General features: G+C 54.6%; 14 protein-coding genes. 13 read left to right on the top strand and 1 reads right to left on the bottom strand.

Features of this window, described 5'->3' with window-relative positions:
• The first annotated feature begins 54 nt into the window (after positions 1–54).
• From pepB to LQ901_RS10830, 11 genes are all read left to right on the top strand, one after another.
• Entirely contained in the window at positions 55–1335 is a 1281-nt protein-coding gene (pepB, locus tag LQ901_RS10880; protein WP_064977240.1) for an aminopeptidase PepB, read from the top strand.
• Between the two features lie 378 nt (positions 1336–1713).
• On the top strand, positions 1714–2142 hold the full coding sequence (gene ndk, locus LQ901_RS10875; protein ID WP_064977241.1) for a nucleoside-diphosphate kinase: 429 nt from the start codon (positions 1714–1716) through the stop codon (positions 2140–2142).
• A gap of 233 nt (positions 2143–2375) precedes the next feature.
• Entirely contained in the window at positions 2376–3497 is a 1122-nt protein-coding gene (locus tag LQ901_RS10870; RefSeq protein WP_010862427.1) for a bifunctional tRNA (adenosine(37)-C2)-methyltransferase TrmG/ribosomal RNA large subunit methyltransferase RlmN, read from the top strand.
• Positions 3498–3550: 53 nt separating this feature from the next.
• Positions 3551–4306 (top strand): type IV pilus biogenesis/stability protein PilW, encoded by a 756-nt coding sequence (pilW, locus tag LQ901_RS10865; RefSeq protein ID WP_039046710.1) that lies wholly within the window; start codon positions 3551–3553, stop codon positions 4304–4306.
• A complete protein-coding gene (gene rodZ, locus LQ901_RS10860; protein WP_064977242.1) occupies positions 4296–5315 on the top strand; it encodes a cytoskeleton protein RodZ in 1020 nt (339 codons plus the stop codon). The genes pilW and rodZ overlap by 11 nt, the downstream gene beginning before the upstream one ends.
• 9 nt (positions 5316–5324) lie before the next feature.
• Positions 5325–6446, top strand: a complete 1122-nt coding sequence (gene ispG, locus LQ901_RS10855; RefSeq protein ID WP_010862423.1) for a flavodoxin-dependent (E)-4-hydroxy-3-methylbut-2-enyl-diphosphate synthase — start codon at positions 5325–5327, stop codon at positions 6444–6446.
• Positions 6447–6613: 167 nt separating this feature from the next.
• Entirely contained in the window at positions 6614–7885 is a 1272-nt protein-coding gene (gene hisS / locus LQ901_RS10850; protein WP_010862422.1) for a histidine--tRNA ligase, read from the top strand.
• Positions 7886–7903: 18 nt separating this feature from the next.
• A complete protein-coding gene (locus LQ901_RS10845) occupies positions 7904–8560 on the top strand; it encodes a YfgM family protein (RefSeq protein ID WP_064978416.1) in 657 nt (218 codons plus the stop codon).
• 76 nt (positions 8561–8636) lie between these two features.
• On the top strand, positions 8637–9821 hold the full coding sequence (gene bamB / locus LQ901_RS10840) for an outer membrane protein assembly factor BamB (RefSeq protein ID WP_064977243.1): 1185 nt from the start codon (positions 8637–8639) through the stop codon (positions 9819–9821).
• Positions 9822–9903: 82 nt separating this feature from the next.
• The gene (gene der, locus LQ901_RS10835; RefSeq protein WP_010862419.1) at positions 9904–11415 is read left to right on the top strand and encodes a ribosome biogenesis GTPase Der; all 1512 of its coding nucleotides are present in this window, start codon (positions 9904–9906) and stop codon (positions 11413–11415) included.
• 187 nt (positions 11416–11602) lie between these two features.
• Positions 11603–11860 (top strand): zinc ribbon domain-containing protein, encoded by a 258-nt coding sequence (locus LQ901_RS10830; protein ID WP_010862418.1) that lies wholly within the window; start codon positions 11603–11605, stop codon positions 11858–11860.
• Positions 11861–11874: 14 nt separating this feature from the next.
• On the opposite strand, the gene xseA is transcribed toward LQ901_RS10830, so the two are convergent.
• Entirely contained in the window at positions 11875–13212 is a 1338-nt protein-coding gene (gene xseA, locus LQ901_RS10825; RefSeq protein ID WP_233672258.1) for an exodeoxyribonuclease VII large subunit, read from the bottom strand.
• Between the two features lie 180 nt (positions 13213–13392).
• On the opposite strand from xseA, the gene guaB reads away from it, so the two are divergent.
• Together guaB and guaA are read left to right on the top strand one after the other, a co-directional pair.
• Positions 13393–14856, top strand: coding sequence for an IMP dehydrogenase (guaB, locus tag LQ901_RS10820; RefSeq protein ID WP_010862416.1), 1464 nt, complete (start codon positions 13393–13395; stop codon positions 14854–14856).
• 87 nt (positions 14857–14943) lie between these two features.
• Positions 14944–16521: a glutamine-hydrolyzing GMP synthase gene (guaA, locus tag LQ901_RS10815; RefSeq protein ID WP_010862415.1), complete on the top strand. Its 1578-nt coding sequence runs from the start codon at positions 14944–14946 to the stop codon at positions 16519–16521.
• Positions 16522–16654: the final 133 nt, after the last annotated feature.

Genomic DNA, 16654 nt, shown 5'->3' with positions numbered 1-16654 from the left:
CTGTTGTGCGCTTCGTTGCAAACATTCAGATAATCGAACACCTTGGAGGTGATCATGACGATCGCAGTCTATTTAACCACCAAGACGCCTGAAGCGCCTTGGTCGGCGCAGGCGCCGGTATCTTTGCATGACAATCAGGTCTGGTTGCATGTGGATCCGCAGTACTCGCTGCGCCGAATTCAAAAAGCCGCGCGTGCGTTACAGTCAATGGGTATCAATGCCGTTGAGCTGTGCGGTGAGCAGTGGAGCGAAGCGGCGCAGTGGGCCTTTGCCAATGGTTTTACCACCGCCAAAGGCGGCCAGCAGATCACTTGGCATCAAGGCGATCAGGCGGTGCAAACCCGTTTGCAGCAGCGCATGAAAGCGGTCAGTTGGCTGCGTGAGGTGACCAATGCGGCGCCGCAAGATATGACGCCGTCAGTTCTGGCGCAAAGAGCGGAAACCTTTATTCGCAGCTGTACCGAGCAGTTTATCAATACCCGCTGGATAGATGATGGCGATCTGCTCGCCCAAGGTTATGTTGGTGTGCACAGTGTCGGGCGTGGCAGCAGCAATACGCCGGTATTTTTGGAAATCGATGTTAATGCGGGCGCAGGCCCGGTTGCCGCTTGTCTGGTGGGTAAGGGGATCACCTTTGACTCCGGCGGCTACAGCATCAAGTCCAGCGAAGGCATGCTGCACATGAAATGCGACATGGGCGGCGCGGCGACTGTTACTGCCGCGTTGGGCTTGGCGTTGATGCAAGGTCTTAACCGTCACGTGAAGTTGTTCTTGTGCTGTGCGGAAAACCTGATTGCCGGTAACGCCTATAAACTGGGTGATATTCTGCATTATCGCAATGGGGTGAGCGTCGAGGTGGTCAATACCGATGCGGAAGGGCGTCTGGTGCTGGCTGATGGTTTGATTGATGCCACGGCTACTGGCGCGCCACTGATCATTGATGCGGCGACCTTAACCGGTGCGGCGGTGACCGCGCTGGGGGATAACTACAACGCCCTGTTCGCGCTGGATCATGACTTGCTGCAACAGGCGCAAGCTGTGGCGGCTGAGGTCAGTGAACCGGTGTGGCCATTGCCACTGGAGCCTTGGCATCAAGAGATGTGCCCATCTGCCTATGCCGATACCGCCAACAGTCGGGCGGTGAAAGGGGGCGGCGCCGGTGGTGCGTCCAACGCGGCCGGCTTTTTGTCGCGCTTTGCCCCAGAAAATGGCAAGGGATGGTTGCATATCGATTTGGCCGCCAGCTTTGCTGATAGCAGCAACAGCCTGTGGGCTGCGGGTGCCACAGGTCAAGGCGTGGCGACCATCGCACGCTTGCTGTTAACGCGCACCTGATTGTTTTCGTGACTCACCTATTCGCAACGTCTACAACGAAGACGTGAATCCCCGGTCTGTTCATCTTCGCGATGAACAGACCGGTAATCGTGGAGTGAAACGTGGGTGCCACGGATTATGGCCGGCGAGCGTTCGCTTCAGACGATACGGTTAAGTAAACGTGTGACATGACCCCTCATTGGGGGCGTAATCACATCAATAACACCGCACGCAGGCATTTTGTTATGTTGTTTTGGTTAACGAAATGTTTATATAATGTGCGTGTTTGACGGGGGCAATATGCGCATTGCTTACCCCGTAGGACGGAACCCAACACTGGCGGTGCATGTCGCCAACAAAACGTAAAACAGCCCTAAAATAACAACGATAGGACATATCATGGCTCTCGAACGTACATTCTCGATCATCAAACCGGATGCGGTTGCCAAAAATCTGATTGGTGCCATCTATTCTCGCTTTGAAGCGGCCGGTTTACGCATTGTGGCCGCCAAAATGCTGCATCTGAGCTCTGAGCAAGCGGCCGGTTTTTACGCGGAGCATCAGGGCAAACCATTTTATGATGATCTGGTCTCCTTTATGACTTCAGGCCCTATCATGGTGCAAGTGCTGGAAGGGGAAGACGCTATCCGCCGTCACCGTGAGATCATGGGCTCAACCAATCCTGCGCAGGCGCAAGCCGGAACACTGCGCGCGAACTATGCCGAAAGCATGAGCCGTAACGCCGTGCATGGCTCTGACGCCCCTGCGTCTGCCGAGCGTGAAATTGCTTATTTCTTCACGCCAGCGGAAGTTTTTCCACGCGCCTAATCGCCTTTGCTGCGTGCCAATGTGCGCCGCCTAGGTGAACCTATTTCCTAAGGGAGCTACGGCTCCCTTTTCTGTTTCCAGATTGTTTCTGCTCTTTGCCGTCTGTGAGTGGAAAGCCTATCTTAAAGTTTGTACAATGCCGCGCCCTTGTCTGCACAGTTTGCATATTGCGCCAGTGTATTAAGGGGCGACTTATTTCCTTTCACGCCATAACGTGTAATAACGAGGCAAGCATGTCCAACACCAAAATTAACCTTCTTGATCTGAACCGTGAAGCGATGCGCGCGTTTTTTGCCGATTTGGGCGAAAAGCCTTTCCGCGCCGATCAGGTCATGAAATGGATTTACCACTTTGGCTGCGATGATTTCGACGCTATGACCAATATCAACAAGGTGTTGCGCGGTAAACTCAAGGAAGTCGCCGAAATCCGAGCGCCGGAGATTGTTGCAGAGCAGCGCTCCAGTGACGGTACGATCAAATGGGCACTGGCGGTGGGCGACCAGCGCGTAGAAACCGTGTATATCCCAGAAGATGACCGCGCGACCTTGTGCGTTTCTTCTCAGGTGGGTTGTGCGCTGGAATGTACGTTCTGCTCCACCGCGCAGCAAGGTTTTAACCGTAACCTGCGAGTTTCCGAAATTATCGGTCAGGTATGGCGTGCCGCGAAAACCATCGGTCCGGTGGCGACGAACAGCGGTCAGCGTCCTATCACCAACGTCGTGATGATGGGGATGGGCGAGCCATTGCTGAACGTCAGTAACGTGATTCCTGCGATGGAGATCATGTTAGATGATTTCGGATTTGGCCTGTCGAAACGCCGTGTTACCCTGTCTACATCTGGGGTGGTTCCGGCACTGGATAAGCTGGGTGACATGATTGATGTGGCACTGGCGATCTCCTTGCACGCGCCGACCGATGCCATCCGTGACGAAATTGTACCGATTAACCGCAAGTACAATATCGAGTCATTCTTGGCTTCTGTGCGTCGTTATCTGGAGAAATCCAATGCCAATCAGGGCCGCGTCACGGTAGAGTATGTGATGCTGGATCACATCAACGATGGCATCGAGCACGCGCATCAGTTGGCCGAGTGCCTGAAAGATACCCCGTGCAAAGTTAACCTGATCCCATGGAACCCGTTCCCGGGCGCGCCGTATGGCCGCAGCTCGAACAGCCGGATTGACCGTTTCTCCAAAACATTGATGGAATACGGCATTACCGTGATTGTGCGTAAAACCCGTGGTGACGATATCGATGCCGCCTGTGGTCAGTTGGCCGGTGAAGTGGTCGACCGGACTAAGCGCGTGTTGAAGAAACAGGCTCTCGGGGAACCTATCAGCGTTAAAACGGTCTGATTGTCAGAGATTTATTTCTGTTTGTTATAACAGCAGGGTAGCGATAGGAAAGCATGAGGCTAAAACCAGTATTACAAGCAGCGTTCATTTCTGTGTTGCTGTCGGGATGTGTCAGTAGTGTTCCCGAGCGGGCAGCCATTAACTCCGAAGATGCCGCGCAAGCACGCATCAATCTGGGGCTGGGCTATCTGCAACAGGGCGAAATGGTACTGGCACGCCAAAATCTTGAACGGGCGCAGGCCTTTGCGCCCGATGATTATCGCGTTCACATGGCAATGGCGTATTATCACCAGCGGGTCGGCGAATTTAGCAAGGCCGAAACCGATTACACCAAAGCCATGCGCTTAGCACCGAAAAATGGTGACATTCTGAATAACTACGGCGCATTTTTGTGCTCACAAGGCAAATATGCGCAGGCTGAGACACAATTCAAGGCCGCATTAACGATTCCGGACTATTATCGGACAGCAGATAGCCTCGAAAATATGGGGCTGTGTGCCATGCGAGCCGGTAAAACCCAAGAGGCTGAAGGCTACCTGATCCGGGCGCTTAAACATGAACCGGCAAAGGGATCTCGTCTCATGTTACTGGCTGACAATGAACTAAAATCAGGTAATCGTGCGCAGGCGCAGTTTATGCTTGCCACTTATGATCGCGTGTTACCACCCAGTGCTGACAGCCTGTGGATGCATATCCGTCTGGCGAAAATCAATAATCAGTACAGTGCGCTGAACCAATACGGTCAGCAACTGGCGCGCGAATATCCTCAATCTCAACGCTATCAGCAGTTTTTAGCCAATGAATACTGAAGCCCAACATACAGAAAGTCCGATGACGCCGGGACAGCGTCTGCGTCAGGCACGTGAACAACTTGGCTACTCACAGGCTCAGGTTGCCGAACGTTTGTGTTTAAAAAATTCTGTCGTGCGGGCGTTAGAGGAGGATACCCTGACCTCTGAGCTGGCACCGACCTTTATCCGTGGTTATGTCCGCTCCTATGCTCGGCTGGTGAACCTGCCAGAGCAGGAAATGGTCGCGGCCATCAACGCTGTGCTGCCGGCAGAACCTGCACCACAACTCAACATGCAAAGCTTCTCTAGTAAAAAAGAGCGCCGCAGCCATGATAATCGGCTGATGCTGTTCACTTGGGTGTTGCTGTTTGTGGTCATCAGTTTGACCGGTCTGTGGTGGTGGCAAAATCATCAGGCGCAGCAAGCCGAGCTGGAGAAAATGACCAGCACCCTGCCGCCTGCTGAACAATCACAAACCATTAGCGAAACGCCGGCCGTGCCGGTGCCGGAAGATGCCACCACTAACGCTAATAGCGTAAGTGGCACGGCGACCGCGCCAGCGACCGATGCCAATGGCGCACCTCTGGCGGCTACCGCTGGCGTAGCTAGCGCGGTGACGCCAGCTACAGCGCAAGGCGCCACCGCACCGCTTGCCGCCAACGCGGCGCAGCCAGCCGTTGCTGAGATCAACGGTCAGCCAGTGGCGCTCAATGCCGATGGTAATCCGGTTGCCCCAGTGACAACGCCAGCCGAGGAAGCGGCGGCGGAAGTGGCAACCGCGGGTGCGTTGAATCTGGAGTTTACCGGTGATTGCTGGTTAGAAATTAAAGATGCAACTGGCCAGAAACTGACGAGCGGGTTGCAAAAACAAGGGGCGAAACTGAGCTTGTCCGGTACGCCGCCTTACCGTCTGACCATTGGGGCGCCGGGCGCCGTTAACCTGAGTTTCGAAGGGAAACCGGTTGACCTGAGCCGCTACGCCGCCAGCGGCCGGGTGGCCCGCTTTACGCTGCCCCTGACAGAGTGATAGTAAGTTATGCATAAGGAATCGCCAATTCAACGGCGTAAATCACGCCAGATTTTCGTGGGTAATGTACCGGTTGGTGGTAATGCACCGATCTCCGTGCAGTCGATGACCAACACCCGTACCACCGATGTGGATGCGACAGTGGCGCAGATCCGCGCGCTGGAGCGAGTCGGGGCGGATATCGTACGGGTTTCGGTACCGACCATGGATGCGGCGGAAGCCTTTAAACTGATCAAGCAGCAGGTGACGGTACCGCTGGTGGCCGATATCCACTTCGATTACCGCATCGCGCTGAAAGTGGCTGAGTACGGGGTTGACTGTTTGCGCATCAACCCGGGCAATATTGGCCGTGAAGATCGCATTCGCGCCGTTGTGGATTGCGCGCGCGATAACAATATCCCGATTCGGATCGGCGTGAACGCCGGCTCGCTGGAGAAGGATATCCAAGAAAAATACGGTGAGCCGACGCCGCAAGCGTTGGTGGAATCTGCACTGCGCCATGTCGAAATCCTCGACCGTCTGAACTTCCCTGATTTCAAAGTCAGTGTTAAAGCTTCGGATGTGTTCTTGGCGGTGCAAGCGTATCGCCTGCTGGCGCAACAGATCGAACAGCCTTTGCATCTGGGGATCACCGAAGCCGGCGGCGCACGTAGCGGCTCGGTCAAATCGGCGATCGGTCTGGGCATGTTGCTGGCCGAAGGTATCGGTGACACGCTGCGCGTTTCTCTGGCCGCTGATCCGGTTGAAGAGATCAAAGTGGGCTTTGATATCCTCAAAGCGCTGCGTATTCGCTCGCGTGGCATCAACTTCATCGCTTGCCCGACGTGCTCACGCCAAGAGTTTGATGTGATCAGCACTGTGAATGCGCTGGAGCAGCGCCTAGAAGACCTGATCACACCAATGGATGTATCTATCATCGGTTGCGTGGTCAATGGCCCGGGTGAAGCGCTGGTGTCCGATTTGGGCGTCACCGGTGGCAGCAACAAGAGCGGTTTTTACGAGGATGGCGTGCGTCAAAAGACCCGTTTTGACAACGACAATCTGGTCGACGAGCTGGAAGCCAAAATCCGCGCCAAAGCGGCGATGATGGATGAGCGCAACCGGATCGGCATCAATCAGATTGATGAGTGATCTGAACGCCGACAGCCTGTAACAACTGTAGCGGCGGCCTTGATTGAATCGGCGCTAACAAACTATTTATAATCCGCAAGGATCCTCCGGCAGTCGGCACCGATGCGACTGCCGGAGCAGTTTCGGATTCTGCGAAGAATACAGACAAATTACAAAAGAGAAGTGACGTGGCCAAACAAATCCAAGCCATCCGCGGGATGAATGACTGTCTGCCAAATGAAACCCCGGTCTGGCAAAAAATCGAAGGTACCATCAAGCGCGTTGTCGCGAGCTATGGGTACAGTGAAATCCGTATGCCTCTGGTGGAGATGACTCCGCTGTTCTGTCGTGCGATCGGTGAAGTGACCGACGTGGTAGAAAAAGAGATGTACACCTTTGAAGATCGCAACGGCGACAGCCTGACCCTGCGACCTGAAGGCACAGCAAGCTGTGTTCGCGCCGGTATCGAGCATGGCCTGCTGTACAATCAGGAACAGCGCCTGTGGTACATCGGCCCGATGTTCCGTCACGAGCGTCCGCAAAAAGGCCGTTATCGCCAGTTCCATCAGGTTGGGGTTGAAGTGTTCGGTCTGCAAGGCCCGGATATCGATGCTGAGCTGATCATGATGACCGCCCGTCTGTGGCGTGAGCTGGGGATTGCCGATCACGTACGTCTGGAGCTGAACTCGATCGGCTCTCTGGAAGCACGTGCTAACTACCGTACCGCGCTGATTGCATTCTTAGAGCAGCATATCGATGTGCTGGACGAAGATTGCAAGCGCCGCATGTACACCAACCCACTGCGCGTGCTGGATACCAAAAATGCCGATATCCAAGCGCTGCTGAACGATGCGCCGAAGCTGGCCGATTATCTGGACGACGAGTCGCGCGATCACTTCAACGGCTTGTGTGCGCTGCTGGATGCTGCCGGTATTGCTTACACCCTGAATAACCGTCTGGTGCGTGGTCTGGATTACTACAACCGTACCGTGTTCGAGTGGGTCACTGAAAGCTTGGGCTCTCAAGGTACCGTGTGTGGCGGTGGTCGCTACGATGGTCTGGTTGAGCAGCTGGGTGGTCACGCGACCACATCGGTGGGCTTCGCCATGGGCTTGGAGCGTCTGGTTCTGCTGGTGCAAACCGTTAACCAGAGCATTGAAATTAAAAATCCGGTTGATATTTATGTGGTTTCCGCCGGAGAAGGTACACTGACTGCGGCAATGTGTCTGGCCGAAAATCTGCGTGATTTGCTGCCAGAGCTGAACATCATGACTCACTGCGGTGGCGGTAACTTTAAAAAGCAATTCAAACGCGCAGATAAAGTGGGCGCACAGTATGCGCTGGTGCTGGGCGAGAGTGAAATCGCGACCGGTCAGGTAGTACTGAAAAACCTGCATACCTCAGATCAGGAAACCCTGAGTCAGGATGCAGCGGTGGCACGATTGGCGACACTGTTTTAATTAATGAGGATGGAATCGGTGGACATCTATACCACAGAAGAGCAGCAACTTGACGCGTTTCGTCAATGGTGGAAGGACAACGGCCGCGCCGTCATTATCGGTGCGGTACTGGGGTTAGGTGGATTGTATGGCTGGCGTTACTGGCAGTCTCATCAGCACAATAACTACACCGCAATGTCGACACAATACGAGCAAGTATTGACCGGTCTGAACACTGTGGCTGACGGCAGCAAAGCAGCCGACAGCACACAAGCGCAGGCGGTGGATAAGCAGGCTCAGGCGTTTATTGATGCCCATCCAGATACCTCCTATGGTGTGTTTACCGCGCTCGAGCTGAGCAAAGCGCAGATTGAACAAGGTAATTACGCCGCGGCAGCCAAGCAGCTGGAGTGGGCGCAGGCCAATACTCAAGATGCCACGCTGACTCCAGTTATCACTCTGCGTCTGGCGCGCGTTCAGCAGCAGCTGGGGCAGTCGGATAACGCACTGGCGACTTTGGATAAAATCACCTCTGCGGCTTGGAAACCACAAGCGCTGGCACTGCGTGGCGATATCCTGCTGAGCAAACATGATCTGGCTGGCGCGAAAGCGGCCTACACCCAGGCCATGACCGACGGTGCAAACCCGACGCTGCAAGGCATGTTGCAGATGAAGCTGAACGACTTATCCAACTAAGACGGCTCTCAGCGCGCATCACGTAAGTGGGGCGCGCTGCATCTTAGTGTGGCCATACGATTAAAGAGAGGTTGGCATGGCAAAGCGCCATCATCTGCTGGCAACCAGCTTGCTGGCAGCAACATTACTGAGCGGCTGCTCTTTGTTTAGCGGCGAAGAAGATGTGGTGAAGATGTCACCACTGCCGGTAGTGGAAAACCAGTTTAAAGTAGAAAAATTGTGGGATACCTCCGTGGGCAACGGCGTCGGTGATTTCTTCTCCCGTCTGCGTCCAGCTTATATGGATGGCAAGGTTTACGCCGCGTCCCGTAACGGCGAAGTCGCCGCTCTGGATGCCGAAAAAGGCAATGTGCTGTGGAAAACCAGCGTGGCGGAAAAATCCGGCTTCTTCTCTAGCAGCACTTCACCGATGTTAGCCGGTGGCGTGACTGCCGCTGATGGCTCAGTGTATGTGGCCAGCGAAAAGGCCGAGCTGTATGCCCTGAATGCTGACGATGGCAGCGTGAAGTGGACGGCGCGTGTTGGCGGCGAAGTGCTGTCACGTCCTGCCGTAGAAGACAATATAGTGCTGGTGCATACCACAAATGGTATGCTACAGGCCCTGAATGCCGATGATGGCCAGATCCGTTGGACGGCTAACCTAGATACCCCAACCCTGTCGATTCGCGGCGAGTCTAGCCCAGTGACAGCGTACGGTGCCGTGCTGGTGGGCGGCGACAGTGGTCGCGTGACCGCCATCATGATGGATCAAGGTCAGCTGATTTGGCAGCAACGTATCGCCAAGCCGGGTGGGGCGACTGAGATTGATCGCCTGTCCGATGTGGATGCCACGCCGATTGTGGTGAATAATGTGGTATATGCACTGGCGTATAACGGCGAGCTGTCTGCGCTGGATCTGCGCTCCGGTCAACCACTGTGGCGTCGTTCCTTTGGCTCCGTGAATGACTTTGTCATTGATGGCAACACCCTGTATCTGGTCGACAGCACCGGTCGCATTGTAGCGGTGGATATTCGCGGTGGCACCGAGCTGTGGAGCCAAAATGCTCTGCAGTACCGTGGTGTGACTGCGCCTGTGGTGTATGAAGGCTATCTGGTGGTTGGTGATGCCGAAGGCTACCTGCACTGGATGGATCTGGGTGATGGCCGTTTTGTCGCCCAGAGCAAAGTCGACAGCAGCGGTTTGTATGCCGAGCCAGTTGTGGCCGATGACACCTTGTTGGTGCAGGCCCGTAACGGTGATGTGATTGCACTGAAAAAATAAGTGCAAGCGTAGTAATTGGTGAGGTACGGCTCCTGATCTTGGGATCAGGAGCCGTTTTCTCTATAAGAAATAAGAGGTTTTTATGGTTCCTGTCGTCGCTCTAGTAGGACGTCCGAATGTGGGGAAATCCACGCTGTTCAATCGTCTTACCCGCACGCGGGATGCGTTGGTTGCTGATTTTCCCGGCCTGACCCGAGATCGCAAATATGGACGTGCGGTTCTATCCGGCCATGAGTTCATCGTGATTGATACCGGTGGTATTGACGGTACCGAAGACGGTGTGGAAACCAAAATGGCAGAGCAATCGCTGATGGCGATTGAAGAAGCCGATGTGGTGCTGTTTTTAGTGGATGCCCGTGCCGGCATGACCACCGCCGATCAGGCGATTGCCCAGCATCTGCGGATGCGTGAAAAACCAACCCTGGTGGTCGCCAACAAAGTCGATGGTATCGATGCTGATGCGCATTGCGCCGATTTTTACGCACTGGGTTTGGGTGAGATTTATCAAATTGCTGCGGCGCATGGCCGTGGTGTGTCGGCGCTGATCGATCAGGCACTGGCTCCGCTGGTGTCTGAGATGGAAGAAGAAGAGCACGACGAGCTGGCCGATGAAGGCGATGATGGCTGGAATGAGCCAGAAGATCTGCAGTTTGATGAAAACGGCGATCTGATCGATTCTGAAGAGCTGGAAGACGAAGCGGAGCAGGCTCCGGATGATCGTCCAATCAAGATTGCTTTGGTCGGTCGTCCAAACGTGGGTAAATCCACGCTGACCAACCGTATTCTGGGTGAAGATCGCGTCGTGGTTTACGATATGCCGGGTACTACCCGTGACAGTATCTATATCCCGATGGAACGTGATGGCCAAGACTACGTGGTGATCGATACCGCTGGGGTGCGTCGTCGCGGTAAAGTGACCGAGACGGTGGAGAAGTTCTCCGTTATTAAAACCCTGCAAGCAATCGAAGATGCTAACGTCGTTCTGCTGGTGCTGGATGCGCGCATGGGCATTTCCGATCAGGACTTGTCATTGCTCGGTTTCGTGCTGAATGCCGGTCGTTCGCTGGTCGTGGTGGTGAACAAGTGGGATGGTCTGGATCAATCAGTGAAAGATCGCGTCAAAGAAGAGCTGGATCGTCGTCTGGACTTCGTGGACTTTGCCCGTATTCACTTCATCTCGGCACTGCACGGCAGTGGTGTGGGTAACCTGTTTGAGTCGATCCAAGAAGCGTATTCGTCGGCGACCAAGCGTGTGAGCACGGCGATGCTGACCCGGATCATGCAGATGGCGACCCAAGATCACCAGCCACCAATGGTGAATGGCCGTCGCATTAAGCTGAAGTATGCGCACACCGGTGGTCACAACCCTCCGATCATCGTGATCCACGGTAACCAGCTCAAAGACTTGCCGGAGTCTTACAAGCGTTACCTGATGAACTACTATCGTCGCTCCTTGAAGATCATGGGGACGCCGATCCGAATTCAGTTCCAAGAGACGTCGAACCCGTTTGGTCAGAAGCGTAACTTGCTGAGTGTGAGCCAGATGCACAAGCGTAAGCGTCTGCTGAAATTCATCAAAAAAGCGAAGAACTGATTTTCGTCTAGCGAAAGTTGGATCTTGCTTGTTGCACTATCACGGGAGCCTTTGGGCTCCCGTGTTGCATTTTGGGTATACTGAACTCACGATGCGGCAAAGGCGCACTGGCATCGAGTGCCGCTTTACCAGCACAGCACCCGTACAGAAAGTACAGTAATCGAAATGGAAATATCAGGAGTCAGCGATGAGTGATACGCAAAGCGATATGCCAAATGGCGGTGAAAACAGCTGTCCACACTGTGCGGGCGAGTTAGTGTGGAGCAAAGGGCATTATCACTGCCCAGAATGCGGCGAGAGTTTTATCCGGTTGGCTGATTGCCCTGAATGCGGACAACCGCTGCAGCGTTTAGCGGCGTGTGGCGCTGAGAGTTATTTTTGTAATCACTGCAATGTGCCGCGTTCACGGCAGACATTGCAGTTTTATTTTCAAGCCGCTGAATAAGCGTATACCGCAGATTACTCGCTGGTACGCTCGACGCGGCTGTGCAGCACGCCGTCGCTAAGACGAATTTGCAGGCTATCTCCGGCCTGCACTTGCTGCACTGAGGTGATGAGCTGGCGTTGTTCGTCTTGCACTACTGCATAGCCACGAGCCAGCGTCGCCAGTGGGCTGACGGCCTGCAGACGCGCGCCGAGTAGGCCCAAGGCCTGGCCTCGCTGGCGCAGCAGGTGTTGCGTTTGCTGTGACAGGCGAGCCGTGAGCTGATCGAGCTGTTGCTGGCTGCGATCGATGCGCTGGCGTGGCGTTTGGGTATGCAGCCGATGCAACAGGCTATCGGTACGCTGCTGCTGACGTTGCAACAGTCGCTCCGTGGCCTGCTGCAGGCGATGCTGTAAATCATCCAGCTGCATCTGCTGGCGCTGTAGACGCGCTTGTGGGTGTTGGCGCAGTAAACGGTGCTGTAAGCGCTCCAGATGCTGCTGCTGGCGCTGCAGCTGGCGTATCGCAGCTTGTTGTAAGCGATGCTGGCTCTGGCTTAGGCGCGTGAGCAGCGCTTGCTGGTCACGGCTGACTAATTCTGCAGCGGCGGACGGCGTTGGCGCGCGCAGGTCGGCAACAAAATCGGCAATGGTGACATCGGTTTCATGGCCGACGGCGCTGATCACCGGTAGTTGGCTGGCAAAAATTGCCCGTGCAACCGCTTCGTTGTTAAACGCCAGCAAATCTTCCAGTGCACCACCGCCGCGCCCGACAATCAGCACATCACATTCCCGTCGGGCATTCGCTAGCGTAAGCGCTCGGATAATTTGCGCCGGCGCCTCGTTACCTTGCACCATCACCGGATAAATCACTACCGGCAGCATCGGATCGCGGCGCTGCAAGATTTGCAACATATCTTGTAGGGCTGCACCACTGGCGGAGGTGATGATCCCCACTTGCTTGGGATGCTCGGGCAGCGGCTTTTTAGCGCTTTGGGCAAATAATCCTTCTGCCGCCAGCTGCATCTTCAACTGCTCAAACTGCTGCTGTAAATCACCGGCCCCATCGGCCTGCATGCCTTCCACGACCAGCTGATAATCGCCACGTGGCTCATACAGGGTGACATTCGCGTGAACCAACACTTGCTGGCCGTTTTGCGGTCGAAAGGTCACTTTGCGATTGCTGGTACGGAACATGGCGCAGCGGACTTGCGCTTGCAGGTCTTTGAGCGTGAAGTACCAATGGCCAGAAACGGGCATCGAAAGGTTGGAGATTTCCCCGCTGATCCAGATCTGTGTCAGTTGGCTTTCGAGGAGTAAACGTACTGCCTGATTGAGACGAGAGACAGTGAAGATAGGACGGTTTTCTTGCAAAACAGCTCCGCGCAGATTACCGGCTGAAGAATGATGGTGATCAATCGATAGTACGTTACCTAGGCAAAAACGCAAGCAGCAAAGCGAAAAAACGTTTGGCTAATCGTTTACGTCATGTATAATGCGACGGCAATATTTTATCGAACTTTGAACTTCCACTTTCCCTGGTGAGATATTGCAATGTTAAGAATCGCAAAAGAAGCTTTGACCTTTGACGACGTTCTGCTCGTTCCTGCCCATTCTACTGTCTTACCAAACACTGCGAACTTGAGCACTCAGCTCACTAAAACCATTCGCCTGAACATTCCGATGCTGTCTGCTGCTATGGATACCGTGACCGAAGCGGATCTGGCTATTGCGCTGGCACAGGAAGGCGGTCTGGGCTTTATTCACAAGAATATGCCTATCGAGCGTCAGGCTGAAGAAGTCCGCAAAGTGAAAAAATATGAAAGTGGGGTGGTGAGCGATCCGGTGACCGTGAAGCCGACCACCACTATCCGTGAAGTGCTGGCGCTGACCGAGAAAAATGGCTTTGCCGGTTACCCAGTCGTGACCGACGAGCTGGAGTTGGTGGGGATCATCACCGGGCGTGATGTGCGCTTTGTGACTGACTTGGATCAGCCTGTAACCAAGGTGATGACACCAAAACCACGTATGGTGACTGTGCTGGAAGGCGCGCCACGCACCGATGTACTGGCGCTGATGCACGAGCGTCGCGTGGAAAAAGTGCTGGTGGTGGATCGCAGCTTCCGCCTCAAAGGCATGATCACAGTAAAAGACTTCCAAAAAGCCGAGCGTAAGCCGAATGCCTGTAAAGACGAGCTGGGTCGCCTGCGTGTAGGCGCGGCCGTAGGTGCGGGCGCGGGCAATGAAGAGCGTATCGATGCGCTGGTGGAAGCCGGTATCGATGTGCTGCTGATTGACTCCTCGCACGGTCACTCTGAAGGCGTATTGCAACGTATTCGTGAAACCCGCGCTAAATATCCTGATCTGCAAATCATCGGCGGTAACGTAGCTACCGCAGCCGGTGCATTGGCACTGGCCGAAGCCGGTTGCAGTGCCGTGAAAGTGGGCATCGGCCCAGGCTCTATCTGTACCACTCGTATCGTAACTGGCGTGGGTGTACCGCAAATTACTGCAGTATCTGATGCTGCTGCCGCGCTGGCGCCACTGGGCATTCCTGTGATTGCTGATGGTGGTATTCGTTTCTCTGGTGATATCGCTAAAGCCATTGCGGCAGGCGCTTCTTGCGTGATGGTTGGCTCGATGCTGGCCGGTACCGAAGAATCTCCAGGCGAAATCGAGCTGTATCAAGGCCGCGCATTCAAATCCTACCGCGGTATGGGTTCACTGGGTGCGATGTCAAAAGGCTCGTCTGATCGTTACTTCCAAAGCGACAACGCTGCCGACAAACTGGTACCGGAAGGTATCGAAGGCCGTATCGCTTACAAAGGCAAACTCAAAGAGATCGTGCACCAGCAAATGGGCGGTCTGCGCTCTTGCATGGGCTTGACCGGTAGCGCCACCATCGAAGATCTGCGCACCAAGGCCGAGTTTGTGCGCATCACCGGTGCGGGCATGAAAGAAAGCCACGTACACGATGTCACCATCACTAAAGAGTCGCCGAACTACCGTATGGGCTGATTAGCCGCCTGTATGCTTGCAGCGGCGGCGTATGAATCCCGCCGCTGCAGTAACCTTTTTCGCCGTTAATTCAAAACAGAGTGACCGATGAGCAAAAATATTCACGACCACCGTATTCTGATCCTCGATTTTGGTTCTCAGTACACCCAACTGATTGCCCGCCGTATCCGTGAGATTGGCGTATATTGTGAATTGTGGGCCTGGGATGTCACTGAAGAGCAGATCCGCAGCTTTAACCCGAACGGTATTATCCTCTCTGGTGGCCCAGAAAGTACTACCGAGCAAGGTAGCCCACGTGCGCCGGAATATGTGTTCAACGCCGGTGTCCCGGTACTGGGCGTGTGCTATGGCATGCAGACCATGGCGATGCAGTTAGGCGGCATGGTGCACTCTTCTGACGAGCGCGAATTTGGCTATGCCAGTGTGGAAGTGCTGGGTAACAGCCGTCTGTTTGCAGGCGCACAAGACAGCGTGAATGCCGAAGGCAAACCACTGCTGGATGTGTGGATGAGTCACGGCGATAAAGTGACAGCGATTCCTTCTGATTTCAGCACTATTGCGGTAACGGATACCTGTCCGTTTGCGGCGATGGCTAACGAAGAAAAACGTTTTTACGGTGTTCAGTTCCACCCAGAAGTGACCCATACCCATCAGGGTAAGCGCATGCTGGAGAACTTCGTACTGGAGATCTGTGGCTGTGAAGCGCTGTGGACGCCAGCTACTATCATCGATGACGCGGTGGCTCGGATCCGCGAGCAAGTGGGCGATGATGAGGTGATCTTAGGTCTGTCCGGTGGTGTGGATTCTTCCGTAACCGCTATGCTGCTGCACCGCGCGATCGGTAAGCGTCTGACTTGTGTGTTCGTTGACAACGGTCTGCTGCGTTTGAACGAAGCGGATCAAGTGATGAACATGTTCGGCGATCAGTTTGGCCTGAACATTATCCGTGTGGAAGCCGAAGAGCGTTTCTTGACTGCACTGGCTGGTATTCAAGATCCAGAGCAAAAGCGTAAGACCATCGGTCGCGTGTTCGTGGAAGTGTTCGACGAGGAAGCCGGCAAACTCAGCAACGTGAAGTGGCTGGCGCAAGGCACTATCTATCCAGATGTGATTGAATCCGCTGCCTCCGCGACCGGTAAGGCACACGTGATCAAATCTCACCACAACGTAGGTGGATTGCCAGAAGAGATGGCGCTGGGTCTGGTTGAGCCGCTCAAAGAGCTGTTCAAAGACGAAGTGCGTCGTATTGGTTTGGAGCTGGGTCTGCCGTATAACATGCTGTACCGACACCCGTTCCCTGGTCCTGGTTTGGGGGTTCGCGTACTGGGTGAAGTGAAGAAAGAGTACTGCGATATCCTGCGCCGTGCCGATGCCATCTTTATCGAAGAGCTGCATAAAGCCAACTGGTACGACAAAGTCAGCCAAGCTTTCGTGGTCTTCCTGCCTGTGCGTTCGGTTGGGGTGATGGGCGATGGCCGCAAGTATGACTGGGTGGTCTCCCTGCGCGCGGTAGAAACCATCGACTTTATGACCGCCCATTGGGCGCACCTGCCGTATGAGCTGTTGGGCAAAGTGTCTAACCGAATCATCAACGAAATCAACGGTATTTCCCGCGTTGTTTACGATGTTTCTGGTAAGCCACCGGCAACTATCGAGTGGGAATAATCCTTCCTCTCTGACCGCTTTAGCTGTATCGGCGGTCAGCATATATCGATTTATCTTGCTTCGTCATGTTAGCCCCGCACTGCGGGGCTTTTTTGTATGAGTATTTGGCTAGGTTGATCACCTAATCGCAGAA

The organism is Plesiomonas sp. PI-19, from assembly GCF_021368255.1.
GTDB lineage: Bacteria > Pseudomonadota > Gammaproteobacteria > Enterobacterales > CAMTGL01 > Plesiomonas > Plesiomonas shigelloides.
This window is presented reverse-complemented; position numbering and strand designations above follow the sequence as displayed.

What these genes read in the sequence shown, in the direction of transcription:
- pepB (WP_064977240.1), top strand. Translation starts at nt 55, where the DNA reads ATGACGATCGCAGTCTATTTAACCACCAAGACGCCTGAAGCGCCTTGG.
- ndk (WP_064977241.1), top strand. Translation starts at nt 1,714, where the DNA reads ATGGCTCTCGAACGTACATTCTCGATCATCAAACCGGATGCGGTTGCC.
- LQ901_RS10870 (WP_010862427.1), top strand. Translation starts at nt 2,376, where the DNA reads ATGTCCAACACCAAAATTAACCTTCTTGATCTGAACCGTGAAGCGATG.
- pilW (WP_039046710.1), top strand. Translation starts at nt 3,551, where the DNA reads ATGAGGCTAAAACCAGTATTACAAGCAGCGTTCATTTCTGTGTTGCTG.
- rodZ (WP_064977242.1), top strand. Translation starts at nt 4,296, where the DNA reads ATGAATACTGAAGCCCAACATACAGAAAGTCCGATGACGCCGGGACAG.
- ispG (WP_010862423.1), top strand. Translation starts at nt 5,325, where the DNA reads ATGCATAAGGAATCGCCAATTCAACGGCGTAAATCACGCCAGATTTTC.
- bamB (WP_064977243.1), top strand. Translation starts at nt 8,637, where the DNA reads ATGGCAAAGCGCCATCATCTGCTGGCAACCAGCTTGCTGGCAGCAACA.
- der (WP_010862419.1), top strand. Translation starts at nt 9,904, where the DNA reads ATGGTTCCTGTCGTCGCTCTAGTAGGACGTCCGAATGTGGGGAAATCC.
- LQ901_RS10830 (WP_010862418.1), top strand. Translation starts at nt 11,603, where the DNA reads ATGAGTGATACGCAAAGCGATATGCCAAATGGCGGTGAAAACAGCTGT.
- guaB (WP_010862416.1), top strand. Translation starts at nt 13,393, where the DNA reads ATGTTAAGAATCGCAAAAGAAGCTTTGACCTTTGACGACGTTCTGCTC.
- guaA (WP_010862415.1), top strand. Translation starts at nt 14,944, where the DNA reads ATGAGCAAAAATATTCACGACCACCGTATTCTGATCCTCGATTTTGGT.